This is a genomic window from Lysinibacillus sp. FSL M8-0216 (genome assembly GCF_038595555.1).
In the GTDB taxonomy this organism is placed as follows: domain Bacteria; phylum Bacillota; class Bacilli; order Bacillales_A; family Planococcaceae; genus Lysinibacillus; species Lysinibacillus fusiformis.
The window spans coordinates 1,404,000-1,421,592 of the sequence record NZ_CP152007.1; the positions used below are offsets into that span (position 1 = coordinate 1,404,000).

General features: G+C 38.0%; 18 protein-coding genes. 8 read left to right on the forward strand and 10 right to left on the reverse strand.

Going from position 1 to position 17,593, the window contains the following annotated elements; all coding sequences use genetic code 11:
• Positions 1 to 14: 14 nt before the first annotated feature.
• The 6 genes from MKX57_RS06585 to MKX57_RS06610 all read right to left on the reverse strand — a co-directional run bounded on the left by MKX57_RS06585 (position 15) and on the right by MKX57_RS06610 (position 5,913).
• Positions 15 to 1,676 (reverse strand): methyl-accepting chemotaxis protein, encoded by a 1,662-nt coding sequence (locus tag MKX57_RS06585; protein ID WP_342550856.1) that lies wholly within the window; start codon positions 1,674 to 1,676, stop codon positions 15 to 17.
• Positions 1,673 to 2,659 (reverse strand): BMP family ABC transporter substrate-binding protein, encoded by a 987-nt coding sequence (locus MKX57_RS06590; protein ID WP_043989745.1) that lies wholly within the window; start codon positions 2,657 to 2,659, stop codon positions 1,673 to 1,675. The genes MKX57_RS06585 and MKX57_RS06590 overlap by 4 nt, the downstream gene beginning before the upstream one ends.
• A 260-nt stretch (positions 2,660 to 2,919) precedes the next feature.
• Entirely contained in the window at positions 2,920 to 4,188 is a 1,269-nt protein-coding gene (locus MKX57_RS06595; RefSeq protein WP_107921761.1) for a PTS ascorbate transporter subunit IIC, read from the reverse strand.
• A gap of 33 nt (positions 4,189 to 4,221) precedes the next feature.
• The gene (locus MKX57_RS06600) at positions 4,222 to 4,485 is read right to left on the reverse strand and encodes a PTS sugar transporter subunit IIB (protein ID WP_008174366.1); all 264 of its coding nucleotides are present in this window, start codon (positions 4,483 to 4,485) and stop codon (positions 4,222 to 4,224) included.
• Complete coding sequence (locus MKX57_RS06605) at positions 4,482 to 4,940, reverse strand: PTS sugar transporter subunit IIA (protein ID WP_043989744.1); 459 nt, start codon at positions 4,938 to 4,940, stop codon at positions 4,482 to 4,484. Before MKX57_RS06605 ends, MKX57_RS06600 begins: the two co-directional genes overlap by 4 nt.
• A 61-nt stretch (positions 4,941 to 5,001) precedes the next feature.
• Positions 5,002 to 5,913 carry a LysR family transcriptional regulator gene (locus MKX57_RS06610; protein WP_008174360.1) on the reverse strand — a complete coding sequence of 304 codons (912 nt, stop codon included), beginning with the start codon at positions 5,911 to 5,913 and terminating at the stop codon, positions 5,002 to 5,004.
• 138 nt (positions 5,914 to 6,051) lie between these two features.
• Between MKX57_RS06610 and MKX57_RS06615 the strand changes: the two genes are divergently transcribed.
• From MKX57_RS06615 to MKX57_RS06650, 8 genes are all read left to right on the forward strand, one after another.
• Complete coding sequence (locus MKX57_RS06615; protein WP_008174358.1) at positions 6,052 to 7,017, forward strand: ABC transporter ATP-binding protein; 966 nt, start codon at positions 6,052 to 6,054, stop codon at positions 7,015 to 7,017.
• Positions 7,014 to 8,039: an ABC transporter substrate-binding protein gene (locus MKX57_RS06620; RefSeq protein WP_008174357.1), complete on the forward strand. Its 1,026-nt coding sequence runs from the start codon at positions 7,014 to 7,016 to the stop codon at positions 8,037 to 8,039. Before MKX57_RS06615 ends, MKX57_RS06620 begins: the two co-directional genes overlap by 4 nt.
• Before the next feature lie 58 nt (positions 8,040 to 8,097).
• Positions 8,098 to 9,759, forward strand: a complete 1,662-nt coding sequence (locus MKX57_RS06625; RefSeq protein ID WP_342550857.1) for an iron ABC transporter permease — start codon at positions 8,098 to 8,100, stop codon at positions 9,757 to 9,759.
• Positions 9,752 to 10,822: an MBL fold metallo-hydrolase gene (locus MKX57_RS06630; protein ID WP_089985518.1), complete on the forward strand. Its 1,071-nt coding sequence runs from the start codon at positions 9,752 to 9,754 to the stop codon at positions 10,820 to 10,822. Before MKX57_RS06625 ends, MKX57_RS06630 begins: the two co-directional genes overlap by 8 nt.
• Positions 10,815 to 11,621: a hypothetical protein gene (locus MKX57_RS06635; RefSeq protein ID WP_239354343.1), complete on the forward strand. Its 807-nt coding sequence runs from the start codon at positions 10,815 to 10,817 to the stop codon at positions 11,619 to 11,621. The genes MKX57_RS06630 and MKX57_RS06635 overlap by 8 nt, the downstream gene beginning before the upstream one ends.
• Before the next feature lie 191 nt (positions 11,622 to 11,812).
• Positions 11,813 to 13,114 (forward strand): M48 family metallopeptidase, encoded by a 1,302-nt coding sequence (locus MKX57_RS06640; RefSeq protein ID WP_043989743.1) that lies wholly within the window; start codon positions 11,813 to 11,815, stop codon positions 13,112 to 13,114.
• A gap of 79 nt (positions 13,115 to 13,193) precedes the next feature.
• Entirely contained in the window at positions 13,194 to 14,012 is an 819-nt protein-coding gene (locus MKX57_RS06645) for a YitT family protein (RefSeq protein WP_008174345.1), read from the forward strand.
• 96 nt (positions 14,013 to 14,108) lie between these two features.
• Complete coding sequence (locus MKX57_RS06650; protein ID WP_239354345.1) at positions 14,109 to 14,483, forward strand: MmcQ/YjbR family DNA-binding protein; 375 nt, start codon at positions 14,109 to 14,111, stop codon at positions 14,481 to 14,483.
• A 65-nt stretch (positions 14,484 to 14,548) separates the two neighbouring features.
• Here the strand turns inward: MKX57_RS06650 and MKX57_RS06655 are convergent, their stop codons facing one another.
• The 4 genes from MKX57_RS06655 to MKX57_RS06670 all read right to left on the reverse strand — a co-directional run bounded on the left by MKX57_RS06655 (position 14,549) and on the right by MKX57_RS06670 (position 17,593).
• Positions 14,549 to 14,890: a GIY-YIG nuclease family protein gene (locus tag MKX57_RS06655; RefSeq protein ID WP_008174341.1), complete on the reverse strand. Its 342-nt coding sequence runs from the start codon at positions 14,888 to 14,890 to the stop codon at positions 14,549 to 14,551.
• Between the two features lie 17 nt (positions 14,891 to 14,907).
• Positions 14,908 to 15,663 carry a DUF2087 domain-containing protein gene (locus tag MKX57_RS06660; RefSeq protein ID WP_008174339.1) on the reverse strand — a complete coding sequence of 252 codons (756 nt, stop codon included), beginning with the start codon at positions 15,661 to 15,663 and terminating at the stop codon, positions 14,908 to 14,910.
• Positions 15,664 to 15,797: 134 nt separating this feature from the next.
• A complete protein-coding gene (locus tag MKX57_RS06665; RefSeq protein WP_089985527.1) occupies positions 15,798 to 16,673 on the reverse strand; it encodes an ABC transporter permease in 876 nt (291 codons plus the stop codon).
• The gene (locus MKX57_RS06670; protein WP_342532368.1) at positions 16,673 to 17,593 is read right to left on the reverse strand and encodes an ABC transporter ATP-binding protein; all 921 of its coding nucleotides are present in this window, start codon (positions 17,591 to 17,593) and stop codon (positions 16,673 to 16,675) included. The genes MKX57_RS06665 and MKX57_RS06670 overlap by 1 nt, the downstream gene beginning before the upstream one ends.

Here is a 17,593-nt window from a genome sequence, read left to right on the forward strand (position 1 = left end):
GTTTATTTGACAAGCTATAATGTGAATTTTTTAAGCTCACTCATTAATGTATCCGTCATTTTTTGAAGATCGACGATTTTTGTATTTATTTTTTGGAAGGATACTAGTTGTTCCTGTGTTGAGGCTGAAATTTCCTCTGTACCTGCGGCTGTTTCTTCTGTAATCGCAGAAATATTTTCAATCGTACCATTCACTTGCTGGCTCATTTCATTTGTTTGCATCATTTCCTTAGTGAGATGCTGTAAATCATGATGGATATCAGTAATATGATTAGTAATGGCTGCAAATGAATGTTCCGTTTCTAGCATTGATTGTGCTTGCTCATTTGAAAGGTCATGCCCTCTTTCAGCCGTAGCTAGGATGTGATCTATACCACCTTGAATATGAGTAACCATTGAAGAAATTAAATTTGTCGCATGTTCCGTTTTAGAAGAAAGCTTTTTAACTTCATCGGCTACGACGGCAAATCCTTTTCCTGCTTCGCCAGCACGAGCTGCTTCAATAGCCGCATTTAAAGCTAGCAAATTTGTTTGACTGGCAATTGTATGAACAGCATTAGCGGCTCCTTCGATTTCTGTTGTAAATTGTGAAAATTGAGTAACAGCATTTTTAATTGCTAGTGAGGCACCTTGAATATCCTTCGCAATAGTAGATTGTTTTTCCAATGTATATTGCCCATTTTGAACGGCATCCAATGCCTGTTTACCATGTATAGCTGATTGCTCTGTTGTGTGAGCAACGGATTTAAATTGATCCGACATATTATTCATAAGAATCGCGACAGATTGAATATCTTCTGACATCGTGTAACTACCCTTTGCTAATTCGTCCGTAGATACTGCTACTTGATTGCTACCTTCGTTAATATTTTGCATATGGCTTGTTACATCCTGTGTAAATAAACTAACATCCTTGCCTATTTGATCGATGGACAACACGGTGCTCTTTAAATTCGTCATCATTTGTGAAAAACTTTCAGTCAATCGATCAATTTCATAACGGCTATTTGATTGATAGGAAAGGGTGGAGGTATCTATCGTGAGATCCCCAGTAGCCGCGCTCTGTGCACATTCTACAATTTGGTTGATAGGTTTCGTAATTCTTTTAGCAGCTACATAGGAATAAACAATTGTTGCTAAGATTAATAGGACACTACCTATGATAGCTGTTGTAATAATAAAACCGATTTTTTGCTTTGTTACTTGTATCATTTCTTGATACCATTCATTCGTTTCTTTTTTGAGCAAATACATATCATTTAAAATGCCTTTAATTCGAAGAGATTGCTTTTTAACTTCTGGACGATTGTCCTCTTGCAGGCCCGCTTTTGTAGCTTTTTCAAGAGCTGCAAATTTATCTGTAATTTTACTAATTAATTTCTGATGTTCAGGAATTTTCGATAGGGATGCTAATGCATCTAAATTGACTTTTGTTTCTTGTAAGATAGCAAGTGCTTCGTTTTTATTGGCCTCACTATCTAAATAGGTGTAGTTATTTAATGATTGGCTAGCAACTACGAAGCTTTGTTCAAGCTCTTTCACTGAGAGTAATAGTGCGGTATCATCTTGAGCCGTTGTTTGAATGGAAAATGTTTGAACAATAATAAAACCAATCATCCCCATTGCCAGCAAGATGGGGATCAATGTGTTCATAAATAATTTCTTTCGTAGTGTCACTGACTATCCCTCTTTTCTGCAGAAACTTTTATCGAGCCTGAAACAATTGCTTCACGGGCTTTTTCAATGGCGGCTTGTTGCTCAGACGTTAATGTAATCACACGGATATCAGCTAGTCCTACACCTTGCTCGGCTAGTCCTAGAGCCAAGGATTTTTCAGTTAATTTACCTTCGTCCACCAATGTTTTTGCGAGTTGAAAAACGGCATGGTCAACATTCTTTAACATAGAAGTGACGACTGTTTTTTCAGCAATATAAAATTGATCGATATCAACCCCAGCTGCATAAATTCCCATCTCTTCAGCTTTTTTAATCGCCCCAAAGCCTGTAAAACCAGCAGCGTGGTAAATAAAATCAACTTGATTTTGGATATATTTATCAGCGATTGCCGCACCAGCCTGTGTATCATCAAAGGTTCCTGCATAGTCACTCATAATTTCAATATTTGGGTTTACATAGCGAGCTCCTTCTATAAAACCATTTTCAAAGTGATGGATAACAGGAGCATCTGCCCCACCAATAAAGCCGATTTTTCCTGTTTTGCTTGTCATAGCAGCCACCATACCAACTAAGAAACTTCCTTCTTGCTCCTTAAAGGTAATAGAGATAATGTTGTTCACATCTGACTGTCCATCAATCAATACAAATTGTTGCTCAGGGAATTGCTTCGCAGTCTTTTCTAGTGCCTCTTGTACAGAAAAACCGAGACCAATGATAATATCATATTTTTCTTCTACAAGCTCCTGTAGCTTTTCCTCATAATTTCCATCTGGTGCCTCTTTATAATCAAATAAAATACCAAGTTCATCCCGCGCCTTTTCAAGTCCTTTAAAAGCAGAATCGTTGAATGATTCATCTCCAAGTCCAGCATCCGATAGTAAAACTCCTATCTTATAACCTTCCGTGGATGTTTCTGTCTGAGCCGATGAACAGCCTGCTATTAATAGAGCAATCAAAAGACAAGCCACCATTAATTTCTTCAAAATATGTACCTCCTGTTGTTTCTAGTTATAAAGTATATATCGGCAAAAATTTAATATTTTTAGTCGGATGTCAGACGTCGAATAAAATAAATTTCTGTACGATCTATAAGAATATATATCCAAATTTATATACATAATAAGTTAATAATATAAAGCTAGATGACTAATCAAGTAATATATTTATTAAAGTTTCCCACTTTTCCACGGATGTACAATAACAAAAAAGCCCAACGCAATTTGCGTAGGGCTTTTATCTAGATTTAAACAGCTCCAAATAATTTTAATAAATTAATAATAATAATGCCGATAACACCAAAGTCTGAATCACCAAAGGTCGTACCTTCATAACCGATATCTCCCATAAATATTAGAAGTATCGCGGGAATAAAGCTAATTAATAAACCGTTAGCAAAGGCACCTGACATAGCACCGATTCTGCCTCCTGTAGCATTGCCAAACACACCTGCTGCAGCACCAGTAAAGAAGTGGGGAACTAGCCCTGGAACAATTACTTTCAGTCCGATGAAAGGCAGTATAAACATTGAAACAAGTCCAGCTAAAAAGCTAAATAGGAAACCAATGATCACAGCATTCGGGGCAAATGGGAAAATAGTTGGGCAATCGAGTGCGGGCTTAGTATTGGGCACAAGTTTATCAGCAATGCCTTTAAAGGCTGGAACAATTTCAGCAATTAACATCCGTACACCAGCTAAAATGATATATACCCCAGCAGCAAATGTAATCGCTTGCATAATGGCGAAAATAATGAAGTTAGATCCACCAGATAGTTGAGCCTCTATATAGGAAGGTCCCGCAAATAGCGCTACAATGACAAAGAATACACTCATCGTTAAAGAGATAGCGACAGATGTATCACGTAAAAAGCCAAGGGACTTAGGTACCTGTATATCTTCTGTTGATTTTGCTTTATTACCAACGAGCTTTCCAATTTTAGCAGATACATAGTAACCAACACTACCAAAGTGACCGACAGCAAAATCATCACTGCCTGTTATTTGGCGGACAGTTGGTTGCAAAATAGCAGGGAACACTACCATACAAAGTCCGAGTATAATAGAACCGACAATGATAAGAGGTGTCCCACTCATTCCGCCAACAGATAAAGAGGCAGCGATTAAACAAGCCATGAATAATGTATGATGCCCAGTTAAAAAGATATATTTTAATGGCGTAAATCGCGCAAGTAATAAGTTCATAATCATCCCAAATACCATAATGAGTGCAGTGGCTGTTCCAAAATTAGTTTGAGCAGCTGCTACGATGGCCTCGTTGTTAGGAATAACTCCCTGTACGTGAAAAGCATGATCGAACATTTTACTAAAATGATCTAACGAGCCTATTAGGACAGTTGCTCCTGCCCCTAGGATCACAAAGCCCATAATCGTTTTTAAAGTACCAGAAAGAATAGTGGAGCTTGATTTCTTTTGAATGAATAAACCAATAAATGCGAATAGGCCGACTAATATAGCTGGTGTTCCTAAAATGTCATGCATGATAACATCTAACATACCAACACCTCATCCTATCCAAATTTTTTTTGCTTAAAGCCAAGGTTCCAGCTTTTCCTTAATTTCCGATATATTCATCATATTGACGATACTCACAATGATTGCGTTGTCTTTCGCTAATTCATTCACAATATCGGCCGCACCTAAATAAATATCAGCTTTCTCCGCCTTTGCGGATGCTAAATCCGTATGGGTCACCTCTGCCTCTTTGCCCATAGCCTCTAATGCCTTCTTTACATTTAATTCTAAAATAAAGCTACTTCCTAATCCGCTACCGCACACGACTAATATTTTCATCCTGCTGACTCCTTTGTCGTATATTGTTTGATCTTCTCTCGTATGTCTTCTTCATGCTGACAAGCAATAAGGCTATCAACCTGATCCGGATGTTGTAGCACTAAGGTTAGATCAGCCAATGCCTGTAGATGTGATGTATTGTCGATTGCAGCTAAAACAATAATTAAAAAGACAGGCTGATTAGGGCTGAAAAAAACAGGCTGCTGTAAACGTAGCAAACTTACTGCTAAGGCATGAACACCGTCTGTAGGCCGTGCATGTGGAATTGCAACTTTCGGCGTAATGACGACATAAGGACCATATTGCTCAATGGATTGAATCATTGCCACGATATAGCGTTGTTCAATTTTATTTTGACGTATTAATGGTTTGGCAGCTAAACGAATGGCTTCTTGCCAGGACTGAACAAAGTTTGCAACTTGGATACAATCCTTTGTCAGCAATTTGGTTAGCAAATACATTCCTCCTTTCTAATAAATATATCCCCATTGCATTTTATTACGGCGATCTGTGGAATTATGTCAGAACTGAAGACATTTTTAATCGCTGTGCTACTTCGTAAATCGACATTTTGACAAACTCATCAATGGCATTATCTAACCGCGTTTTAGGATATATAAATTGAATCTTTCTCCGAAGCGTCACATCTTGTAAATCCTTTTTCATTAGTAGACCCGATTTTAATTCTTCTTCGATTAAGGCAGCGGAAACGAAAGCCAAGTTCTTTCCGAAGGTCAGCATTTTTTTTATTGTACTTACCGAATCCAATTCGATGGTATAAGTAGAAGGCTGAAAGGGGTCCATCCACTTTTCGATGAAGTGATTCGTGGAGCTAGATGAAGTATGCAATAACAGTTTATTTTTAAGAACATCCTCTCTGGTGATGAACTTTTTAGATGCGAGTGCATGTGTTGGGCTTAATGCTAAAACAAGGGCATCTTCTCCGATTGTCTCGTAATGAAGGGCGGTATTTTCCTGTTTAGTCTCCATAATGAGCCCAAAATCTAATTCTTGAAGGGCTACTTTATTTTCAATTTCAGGAGCTGTTTTCACCTCTAACGAAATACGAATCTCTGGATAAGCCATTGAAACTTGATGGATTAAATCGGGCATGAAAATATGTGCGGGTAATCCACTTGCCCCAAGTCGGAGGGAGCCGATATGCCCAGCTAATAGGTTTTCAATATAGCGATTCATATCTTTTTGCAGCTGTACAATTTGACGAGCATAATGATAAACACCCTCGCCCGCTTCAGTTAAGCGGTACCCGCCTGCATTTGTGCGAAATAAACGAATACCATATTCCTCCTCAATTGAACGAATATGAAAGGACACAGTTGGGGCTGTAATGCCGAGTTCTTTGGCGACCGGAGCTAATTTTTTTAATTCAACGAGTAAGCAAAATGCCTGTAATTTTAAATTATTCATTTTATCCTCCTAAAGTAAATTAGAAAAAATCTTGCATTTACTTAAGTTTATTAGATTTTTTTTAACGAGTTATTAATAGTAGATTAATATTTTCTAAATATGTGGAATTTATAGTAGTTAGTAACGAGGAGGATACTTATGAAAATCTCATTAGCTAATATCGAGAAAAAATATGGGCAATCTCAAGCATTATGGCCTATTAATGTGGAGTTAGATCAGCAATTCATTACGATTCTCGGACAATCAGGCTGTGGTAAAACCACTTTATTAAAATTGTTGGCAGGTCTTGAACAGCCAACGAAAGGGGAAATTCGATTTGATGACACTGTCATTTATTCTTCGGAATCTCGTAAAAATGTCAAACCGAATAAACGCAATATCGCCATGGTTTTTCAAGATTTTGCCCTATGGCCCCATATGACCATCTTTCAAAATATCGCCTTTGGTTTAAAGGGGATTATTCCAAAGTCAGACATTCCAGCACGTGTAGAGCATGTGATGCAATTAGTAAAAATGCAAGGGTTTGAGAAACGTAAGCCAGGGGAGTTATCAGGGGGTCAACAGCAACGAGTGGCACTGGCAAGGGCTTTAGCTACAAACCCACAATTAATTTTATTTGATGAGCCATTATCTGCCCTAGATGCAGTGCTTCGAGAGCAAATGCAGGATGAAATTATGCAACTTATCCATGAGCTTGATTGCCAAGCCATTTTTGTTACTCACGATCAAACAGAAGCGATGACCATGTCAGATCAAATTATCATTATGGAAGAGGGAAGAATTGCACAAATCGGCTCCCCTGAAGAAATTTATCGTGCGCCAGCAACACCTTATGTAGCCGATTTTATTGGAAAAGTAAATTGGTTACAAAATGGACAATCTATTGTGCGTCCTGAAGGTGTTTCTAGAATACAACGTCCAGGCACGATTGCTAAGCAAGCGAAGATTGTGAAAAGTACGTTTGTTGGAGACCGTTACTTAGTACAGGCTCAAGTGGAAGGAAAAGCATGGAGCTTTTACGAGAATCAGCCACTAGAACATGGAAAACGATTACAAGTATTTATTGATGAAAATCAGATCTATCAAATGGAGGGTTTACATTGAAAAAGCGACGTTTTAAATTATGGGCAACTGCGGGAATTCTACTAACATTGGCATTAGCTGGCTGTGGGAACAAACAGGTGGAGGAGGAACAACAGGCAAGTGCAAAGACACAAGAGGAGCAAGTATTAACAGTGTATTCTGCGGGCCCTGATGGCTTAGCCGCAAATATTCAGCAAGCTTTTGAAGAAAAAACAGGTATTAAGGTTGAGATGTTTCAAGGTACTACAGGCAAAATTCTTTCTCGTTTAGAAGCGGAAAAAAATAATCCTGTAGCCGATATTGTCGTACTAGCCTCTGTAGCTTCTATGGATGGTCTTAAGGCAACTGACCAGCTACAAAGTTATAAAGATGCCGAAAATAAAGAGAACATCAATCCTACTTGGTCAGACGGAGAAGGGTATTATTTCGGCTACAGTGCCTCGGCCTTAGGTATTGCCTATAATACGAAAAATACAAAGCAGGCACCGACAGATTGGGCAGATTTAGCAAAAGCTGAGTGGCAAAACAAAATTAATATACCGGATCCAAGTTTATCAGGTTCAGCTGTCGATTTCTTATTTGGCTATACGGAGGCAGAGAAAACGGCATGGGCAACAGTGGATACGTGGAAGAACAATGGATTACAAGTCAATGGCGCAAATAAGGAAGCGTTAGACGCAGTCATTACAGGTGAGAAAAATGCGACAATAGCAGGCGTTGATTATATGGCTTACAAAGCAAAAGCAGATGGAGAACCAGTGGAAATCGTCTATCCGAAAAGCGGCACGGTCGTTAGTCCTCGTGCTGTTGGTATTTTGAAGGATGCGAAACATGTTGAAGCTGCAAAGGCATATGTTGACTTTTTATTGTCAGATGAAGGACAAAAGCTTGTAGCAGATGCTTACTTATTACCAGGAAATAAGGAGATTGCGGTAAAAAATCGTGCGGCATTAGATGAAATTCCTCAACTACAAGTTGAGTGGGCAGGTGCTGAAGCCAAGCAACTTGACGTATTAACAAAGTTTATCGATTTATTTCGTTAAGCGATAGGGAGGTACATAGTTCTCTGTTGAGTTTTCAAATAGAAGGGTTGAAGTAGTCATGATCATGGAAGGAAGACGAACTTTTGGATTTTTAATGACAATTGTCGTCGTATTTGCTATCGCTCCTTTAATGGCGATTTTGTTCTATACGTTTACAAAAGATGGGCATTTTGATTTTTCACAGTTTAGCCGAATGTTTGCACATGAACGATTATGGCAGACACTTGGAAATTCAATAGGCTTAGGGATTTTCGTTATGTTAGGTACAACGTTAATTGCCTTTCCTATGGCATTTATACGAACGAAAACAAGCTTATATAAACATGAATGGCTTGATATTGTTTTGACCATTCCATTTATGACACCCCCTTATATTGGTTCTATGGGTTGGATATTGTTTATGCAGCATAATGGTTTTCTTCAACAATTAGTTCCGGGCGCTGCTTGGTTAACGGATTCATTCTTTTCCTTATTTGGAATGGTTATGATTATGAGCTTACACCTATTTCCGTTTTTGTATTTAATGTTAAGAAATACATTACTACGAATGAACGGTTCCTTTTTAGATGCAGCATTGATTTTCGGACGGAATCCGTGGAGAAATTGGGTGAAAGTCGTTTTACCACTTATTCTATCAAGCTATGTTTTAGGCAGTTTACTGATTTTCATTAAAACGCTTGCGGAATTTGGAACACCAGCTACATTTGGTAGTCGTATTGGTTTTCAAGTATTTACAACAGAAATTCATTCATATTTATCCAGATGGCCGGTCGATATTAGGATGGCGACCTCTCTGTCTTTATTTTTACTTTCGGTTTGTTTAGTCATTTGGTATTTCCAAAATTTAATGGGACGCAAATATACTTATGGCGTGCTTTCAGGGAAAAGTCATGGAAAACGTGAGGTCACAGATAAATGGTATATAAAAGTCATATCATGGACCTTTGTCGGGTTGATCCTTTTATTATCTATTGGCATCCCTTATTTTTCGATTATCGTCACCTCTTTGCAAAAGGTGAGAGGAGATGGTTTACAAGCAGGTAATTTTAGCTTTGCCTCCTATCAGGAGCTATTCACAGTTGGCAGTGCAGGATTAACAGCATTTTTAAATAGTATTGTTTTTTCCATCATGACGGCCGTGATCACAGCAATTATTGGCTTGCTTTTGGCACTCTATATAAAAAAAGGGGAAACAAAGAAACAGCAAGTATTAGACTTCCTTAGCTTAATGCCTAATATTATTCCAGGTATTGTCTTTGTCGTAGGATTGATTATGTTTTGGAATGCTCCATGGCTTCCCGCAACCATCTATAACACAAAAACCATGGTTGTGGTGACATACTGTGTTCTTTTCTTACCCTATTCTGTACAGTATATTAAATCTTCGTTTTCTCAGTTAGATGCTTCCATATTTCAATCGGCAGCAATTTTTAGTCGTAGTAACTGGGATATTTATCGCAGAATCATCCTTCCGTTATTAATGCAGGGCATACTTACGGGTATGATGATGACCTTTATTATTTCGATGCGAGAGTTAGTGGCCGGTCTCTTAATTTTGCCACCTTCTGTCGAGACAGGCGCAACGTTTATTTATAGTCAATTTGAGCAAGGGAATGTAGGTGTTGGGATGGCTGTTGCCGTCATCACCGTCTTCATCACGGTGATTTTTATGTTTCTACTTGATTGGCTGCAAAAACGTGGAGGGCAAGCACATGTTTAAGATTGAAATTTTAGGCGGGGTGGGGGAGTATGGGCGCAATTGCTTTTATATCGAAAATCAAGGGAAGGCGATTTTACTGGATTGCGGGGTGATGAAAAATTCACAAAAAACCCCACCAGCTATAACACTTAATCATGTAGAAAAACTAAAGGCAGTTTTTATTTCTCATTCCCATATTGACCATGTGGGCGCACTACCGCTACTTGAAGAAATGGGCTACAAAGGGCCGGTTCTAATGAGTCATAAAACTTCTCAGCAGCTTCAACATCCTATTTCGCATATCCGCACTTTCCATCCAGATTCGAGAGGGACTTGGATAAAGGTGAATGATTATTTGGCCTTTCAATGGGGATATAGTGGCCATTTAATTGGAAGTGTATGGTATAAAATTCGCTTTTTTGAAAAGGTAATTTTTTTCTCAGGTGATTATGTTCGTGATTCCTATTTGCTCAAGGCTTCCTTACCAGTAGAAGATGGGACGATTTATGATGTAGCATTCATCGATAGTGGCCATATTGAAAAAAATATTGATAATCATGAGGTATTACGGAAACTTGAAACTTATGTAAATGAACATCCAAACAACGCTTTTATTTTTCCATCATCCTTTTCAGGAAAAACCGTCGATATTGTCACCTATCTTGCTCAGCGAACTTCGCGAGCCATTTGTATAGATACAAAATTACAGTCCCTGTTTAAACAGTATGAAGAAGAACCTGAAAATATTTGGCCGCACAGAATGACGTTACAAGTCGGTCACAAGGAATGCACTGGCGATGGTCATACACTCTATTTTGTTAGGGAACAGGATGAAGCTAGACTTGAAGAACTAGCAAAGGAGCATCCAACGGCCATATTCATTGAAACAGGGTATTCGCGTCCGTCATTCAATCAGCATGTTTCAATGCAACCTTCTCAGGAATTTTTCTATAAAACCCATCCCGACTATCAGGATACAATTTCGCTATCGCAAAGTATCCATGCACGACAAACTATTTATTTTCACAGTCCACATACACATTTAGAAACAACCATACAAAAGGAGGAAGTAAATAATGGCTAAATTGAAGAAATGGGCATTTTATATGTGCTTCATGGGTTTGACAATTATTAGTATGATGTATATCCATCCAACAGAGGCAAAAGCAGCAATAGAACCAGGGCATGAAATTAAATTTAATATCAAATCAGACATTTTAACAGAATCAAATATAGCAAATGTTTTTCAAGCAACAAAAAAAGACGATGTAAAAATTTATTTCTATGATACGTCTGATAAAATGTTTCTCCAAAGTGATTATATTCATCGCTTACGTGTATATAAAGGTAGCAATAAGATGGATATTACCTATAAAAAACGTTTTCTTCATACACCGTTGAACGAAGCGATTGCTGAGGCAACAGATCATGGCTTTACGGGGTCAGAATCTAATTATAAATTTGAATTAGATATAAAGGGCGACCAGCGTACATTTACGATTAGCCGTAAAGAATCCTTGAAAACGACTTCCAATGTTTCTTACGATTCTGTAGATACAAGTGCTGCTAAAAAACTCATCCTTGATCATTCGCCTAAGAAAATTTTAAATTGGGATGCTGAAGCCTGGTATAAAAATATATTATCTCAAGCTGTTGTCTACGGTCCTGCCAAAGCTACTACCTATAAAGGAAGCTTTTTAGGACATGACGCCGATATTGAGGTTTGGGTGTATAAAGGAGATATAATGGTCGAGCTTTCTACAAAAGTGGATGATAGCGCTCTAGCTGCTGTTATCGAACAGCAATGGTATGACCAACTATTATCCGCAGGCTATTTAAGTGCGGATCAACGTGGGAAAACAACATTTGTAATGGATAAATAACAAGCATTTTCATAAATTCGCGACATGTTGAAACAATGAGAAGGATATACTGTCCTCATTGTTAGAAATGGAGCGAATTTTTTCTTGTAAAAAACAGATGATAAAAAGTAGGTCCATATTTGTTCTAACTTTGATAATTTCGCTTACACTTACTATAGGACGAACTTTGGGTAATATGAGGGGGAATTGACATAGCTAAAAAAATGGGCATTGTTGCGCTATTACTTTTCGGTGTTTACGTGCTTTGTATGTACTGGTATATATTCCATAGCGGAGGAGGCAAAATACCAAGTACCTTACAGGGAACTGTTGCTGATCCAGTAATGTTTATGTCTGGTAAGGAACTTCTTTTAAGTGGTGAATATTCTAAAATACGGAACTTTTTATTCTTTGTAGCTACTCCTTTAGAATGGCTTGTTTACTTCATGATATTACTGCTAGGTGTCTCACGTTATTTAGAGAAAGTAAGCACATCTCAAACAAAGTGGAAGCTTTTGCAAAATGCAGGCTACTTATTTTTATTGTCATTATTAGTATATGTCGCATTATTCCCAATGGACTATTATCGTTATTATCTCAGTAAAAGCTATGGCATTAGCAACCAAGCATTTGGATCTTGGATGAAGGATGGTGTCATTGATTTTTGGGTGAACTTTGGAATGACCTTGATCATAGTGACAGTGCTCTATTGGCTCATTAAAAAGAGTGAGAAAAGATGGTGGCTCTATGCATGGCTATTAACCATCCCGTTCACAATGTTTGTGATGTTTATCCAGCCAGTTGTGATCGACCCTTTGTACAATGACTTTTATCCGTTAAAAAATAAAGAGCTGGAAACTAAAATATTATCACTTGCTACCGAGGCACATATCCCAGCAGAGCATGTTTACGAGGTGAATATGGCTGAGAAGACGAATGCCTTAAATGCTTACGTGACAGGGATAGGTAGCAATTCAAGAATTGTTCTTTGGGATACTACATTAAACAGACTAACAGATAATGAAATTTTGTTTATTATGGCGCATGAAATGGGACATTATGTTGAAAAGCATATTTATTTTGGCATTGCAGGCTATCTTTTACTCTCTTTAGCTGGTTTATGGCTAACAGCTAAAATTATGCGACGCTTCGTTACACGATATGGACAGGTATTCAAAATTAATAAAATTAGTAATATTAGCTCCTACCCATTATTTTTACTAATTACCTCCATATTATTATTTGCTTCCAATCCCGTTTCTAATTACGTATCCAGATACCAGGAATCAAGGGCAGATCAATATGCGATTGACTTGATGAATGATCGCAAGGCGGCTGTAACGGCATTTCAAAAGCTAACGATTTCGGGCTTAAGCGAGGTCAACCCACCGCTTTTGGTGAAATGGTTCCGTTATACGCATCCTCCAATGCTAGAGCGTATTAATAACGTTGCTGATAAGGGCGAATACAAACAAGAGGGTCCTTTAAAGGAAGAACAGAAGAAAAATAAGTAAATAGGTTTTCCCAGTAAGTAAGTTGGGTAGTCTATGGAAAAGATGTATCAAAATTTGGTCGTTTATAGGGGACATCAACATGCGTAATGTGATTATTATTACACTTTCTTCCATTTTAGTGGCCTTTGCTTATAATTTTTTGTTAATTCCTCATGAAATTTTAAGTGGGGGATTAAGCGGTATTGCCATTATGCTTGGGATTATTACTCCGCTGAATACCGGGGTGCTAAACCTACTACTGAACTTGCCCTTGCTTATTTTAGGTGTGATGAAGCTTGGGAAACGATTTATTAGCTATACGATTTTATCGGTGGCTGTTTTATCAGTGAGTTTATATATTATTCCGATTTACAAGGCGACACAAGAGCCCATTCTTGCTTCCTTATTTGGTGGAGTCATCGTAGGTGTTGCGATGGGATTGATTTTCCGAGCAGCAGGCTCCTCTGGGGGCTTCGATATTATTGCCATGCTTTTAAGCCGTAAACGTGATTTTCCGCTTGGTACTTTAATTGCTGCTATGAATGGTATCGTAGTGGCAGCTTCAGGCTTTGTCTTTAGTTGGGATGCAGCGCTATTAACGCTTGTTTCCATTTATGCAACCGGAAAAGTAGTGGACACGATTCATACAAGTCATATTAAATTAACCCTTATGATTATTACGAATAAAGGCGAAGAGGTTAAACAGCAATTATTAGAAAAACTTCATCGTGGGGTAACGATCATCGATGCGAAAGGAGCCTATTCTGGCGAAGGCCGTCAAGTATTAATTACGGTTATTACACGCTATCAACTGGCTGATGTGAAAAGTACGATTAAAGAAACCGATCCTAAGTCGTTTGTGAATATTTTGCAAACAACCGAGGTGATGGGGATGTTTGATCGTGGTACAAGTAAATAACGCTATCCTCAACACATGTTTTCGATTATACTTACTATAATCGAACATGTGTTTTTGTTTTAGGGGTAACTAGTTAATGTTGAAAGGGGAATGGAAATGGAAAAGGAAACGATTCATGCAAATTGTCTTCAGCTGCAAGGAACAACGTATGACTATAAGGAAGAATGGCAAGCAGATCGCTATCTTATAGGTGGGAAGATGTATACCATGATTGGAGGAAATGCCACAGGTCGGCCAGTGCTAACGTTAAAATGTGAACCTGCGCGAGCAGAGGAATTACGAGAAGCCTATACCAGCATTATACCTGGCTACTATATGAATAAAACGCATTGGAACTCCATTTATATGGATGCTGAAGATGTTCCGATGGATTTGGTAGAGAAACTTATTAAGCATTCGTATGAACTTGTTTTCAGTAAATTAACGAAAAAAGCACAGCAGGAAATTTGCCTATTGAAAGCAAAACAATAACAAGACTTTTATGAGTAAGGGATAGCGCATCTACCTTTATTATTGGTAAATGCGCTCATCTTTGATCAATTATAACCGCGCTCACCATAAGGATTTAGCGTATCGAGCCATTTTTGCTCTAGCTTTTCAAGCTCTTTTTTGGCATCGAAATAACCCTCTTCCTTCTTCTTTAAATACTCAACGATTTTCACCTCGAAAGCTTCTTGACCAAATGAATTATAGTCCGCTTGAAGCTCCTTGTTCGTATGTGTATTCGTTTTGAGCATAAACTGAAAACCATTTAAACGCTTCAAATTATTAAAGCTACCGACAAATACTTTATCTGTTTGTGTATTCGTCATAGTAAAAACGCCCGCTTCAATTTTCATGTCCTTATACATTTCTTTTAGTTCTTTTTTATGATCCATTTTAATGACCTGCCTTCTTATTTTTTAACCCAGTAAGCACTGCCGTCAGATTGGCGGTCCAGAAAACCGTATTCAATTAAGTAGCGGCGTATATGAACATAGTCTTCATACATGGGCTTGATGATTTCATTCAATTCTTTTTCTGTATATTGTTTTTCTTTGTCAAAAAGCATTGTGATGGCACGAAGTACTATAATTTTTTGTTTTTCACGCTTAGGAAAACGAACTAGCTCCTTACCAACACCGTGTGGGAATAATTTCGCCAATACTTGTTGTTCTTCTGAGAGAGTGACGTTATAGCGATCGTCAACCATTGTAGCTGTTTTATGAATAGACACAAACGTATCCTCCTTTCGATCTTGTTCCTTCAGTAATTCCATCATTACTAACAACGTCTTGGCTTGACGTTCTTTTTCCTTTAAAGCAAAGCGGTGATGACGAATAGTCGTGGCACTGCCAATTTCTAATTCCTTTTTTATTTCCTGATCTGATTTACCTTCATAAAATAAGCCTAAAATATGACTTTGATGCTCAGTTAAGCCGGTCATTTTTTTATTGAGACCATTTAAGTAATGAAAAACAGACTGGTGTGTAATCGTAATATGATGCTGCATCATTTTTTCGGCTTCATACAGTAAGCCGTCGTAAGGGTAAATAATTCCTTTTTCTATTTCTTCTCCACATAGTAGACAAGTGAAATGTGTCTCATCGTCGATATAACCCTTTTTTAGATTATCGATAGGCGCTTGCCAAAATAGTTCATTTACATCCATTAGGAATCCTCCGATAAAAACAAACGATTTTTATTTTTGTTTGCTTATTTATTATTAAAATAACAAATTGTTTATGATAAAGCAATAAAAAACACATCGTTTTCTAAACGATGTGTAAAAACGTTGGCAACTATTTATTTATATTTTCTTTTAAACAAAAGGAAGGAGGCGATCGCTAGGACGAGGATTGTACCAATGATAATGATGATGCTCGTTGAGGCACTAAGGGTATTACCATGAAGCTCGTAGACAATACCATAATTAATTTTGTAGTCATTCACATAGGAGACCGGTGTACCCTCAAAGACATTGGCAATGGAGCTTTCCATAAATGTGTTTCGTAAGAGTAATGTAGTATGACTAACTGGGAAATACATAATTAAATTTTGTGCAAAGCTTGGTAGAGCACCGAGTGGGACATAAACACCGCATAAAAATCCGAGTAGTGTACCGACAATAGTTCCTAATGTTGAGAAGGCATTTTGTGTCGACACAAACAAGGAAAGAAATAGATTCAAGACACTTGCGAGTAAGACAGATAATAAGATAATGCCAAGTACTTGAACAAAATGTGCAAGGCTTAAAAGCTTACCGCCTGTTGCTACGATAAAAATTTCACAGCCAATTAATGCGATAAAGGAAAAAATACAGCCAATTATTAATGCATTGAGTACATAGCTCATTTGTATTGTGGCGCGGGAAAGAGGGGCGGTTAAAAAATCGGCCATTGCCTTTGATTCCTGATCCTTTATGGCGATACCGTATGCACTAAGTGTTGACGAAACGGCAATCATCGATAGTAACCCTGCTACAACCCATTCGTTCACCATGGTAATCACTTCAGGTGTGGCTTCCGTGATTCGTTCAATTGCATCTACCTGCATTTTTTGGAGGAATAAGGCGTAAAGCACGATGACTATAATCACCGATAGTAGAGAGAAGAACACTTGTGTTTTATCTCGTCTAAATACTTTACTATTTCGTTGTACTAAGCTCATTAAGGCTTCCATTATGCAACATCCACCTCTGCCATAATATGAAGAAAGACATCATCCATCGTTCCTTTAATCACTTCAAAGGAGGCGATGAGTGGCTCCGCTTTCTTTAAAAGGGAGAGAGCTTGTAGAGTGGACTCTAAACGGATTGTATAGATCTCCTGTTTCTCGGTATAGGTAATGACGTGTTCTTCCAGCCATTTAACACCGTCTAGTGGATTATTGAAAACAACGGCCATAGAGTCATAGGCATACTTTGTTTTCAACGCATCAGGCGTACCTTGTGCGACAATTTTTCCTTCCTTTAAAACAAGGACCTGATGGGCGACTGCCGCTTCCTCCATATAATGGGTCGTTAAAAACACAGTCATATTCGTTTCGAGTTGAAGCTGCTTGATGGCCTGCCAAACTAATTGTCGAGTTTGTGGATCTAAGCCGGTTGTAGGTTCATCTAGAAATAATATAGTTGGACGATGAATAAGTGCACGTGCAATGTCTGCTCGTCTTTTTTGACCGCCTGATAAGGTTCCATATTTTTGCTTTTCAATATCCTCTAAATGCAAATAGGAGGAAACAAATTGATAGTTTTCAGCAAGCTGTGTTTTTGATAATCCATATGTTCTGCCTCGGTGTAGAATGTTTTCCTGCACAGTTAAACGATCATCTAATAAGCTTTGCTGAAACACAACACCAATGGATTTACGGATATCTGCGTTATGATTGCTGACATCTAGTTTAAAGTTATTGATAGTGACATTGCCGCTGGATTTTTTTAATAAAGTACAAAGGATTTCAATTGTTGTCGATTTGCCAGCACCGTTTGCTCCTAAAAAAGCAAAGAGGGTACCTCGTTCAACCGCAAATGAAATATCATTAACCGCATGATGATCACCATATTGTTTACATAAATTCTCTACTTTTATTGCGAAGGTCAT

Coding starts and splice junctions, on each gene's coding strand:
- MKX57_RS06595 (WP_107921761.1), bottom strand. CDS start 4,188: ATGTTAGATGTTATCATGCATGACATTTTAGGAACACCAGCTATATTA.
- MKX57_RS06600 (WP_008174366.1), bottom strand. CDS start 4,485: ATGAAAATATTAGTCGTGTGCGGTAGCGGATTAGGAAGTAGCTTTATT.
- MKX57_RS06610 (WP_008174360.1), bottom strand. CDS start 5,913: ATGAATAATTTAAAATTACAGGCATTTTGCTTACTCGTTGAATTAAAA.
- MKX57_RS06615 (WP_008174358.1), top strand. CDS start 6,052: ATGAAAATCTCATTAGCTAATATCGAGAAAAAATATGGGCAATCTCAA.
- MKX57_RS06625 (WP_342550857.1), top strand. CDS start 8,098: ATGATCATGGAAGGAAGACGAACTTTTGGATTTTTAATGACAATTGTC.
- MKX57_RS06630 (WP_089985518.1), top strand. CDS start 9,752: ATGTTTAAGATTGAAATTTTAGGCGGGGTGGGGGAGTATGGGCGCAAT.
- MKX57_RS06635 (WP_239354343.1), top strand. CDS start 10,815: ATGGCTAAATTGAAGAAATGGGCATTTTATATGTGCTTCATGGGTTTG.
- MKX57_RS06645 (WP_008174345.1), top strand. CDS start 13,194: ATGCGTAATGTGATTATTATTACACTTTCTTCCATTTTAGTGGCCTTT.
- MKX57_RS06650 (WP_239354345.1), top strand. CDS start 14,109: ATGGAAAAGGAAACGATTCATGCAAATTGTCTTCAGCTGCAAGGAACA.
- MKX57_RS06655 (WP_008174341.1), bottom strand. CDS start 14,890: ATGGATCATAAAAAAGAACTAAAAGAAATGTATAAGGACATGAAAATT.
- MKX57_RS06660 (WP_008174339.1), bottom strand. CDS start 15,663: ATGGATGTAAATGAACTATTTTGGCAAGCGCCTATCGATAATCTAAAA.
- MKX57_RS06665 (WP_089985527.1), bottom strand. CDS start 16,673: ATGGAAGCCTTAATGAGCTTAGTACAACGAAATAGTAAAGTATTTAGA.
- MKX57_RS06670 (WP_342532368.1), bottom strand. CDS start 17,593: ATGACCTTCGCAATAAAAGTAGAGAATTTATGTAAACAATATGGTGAT.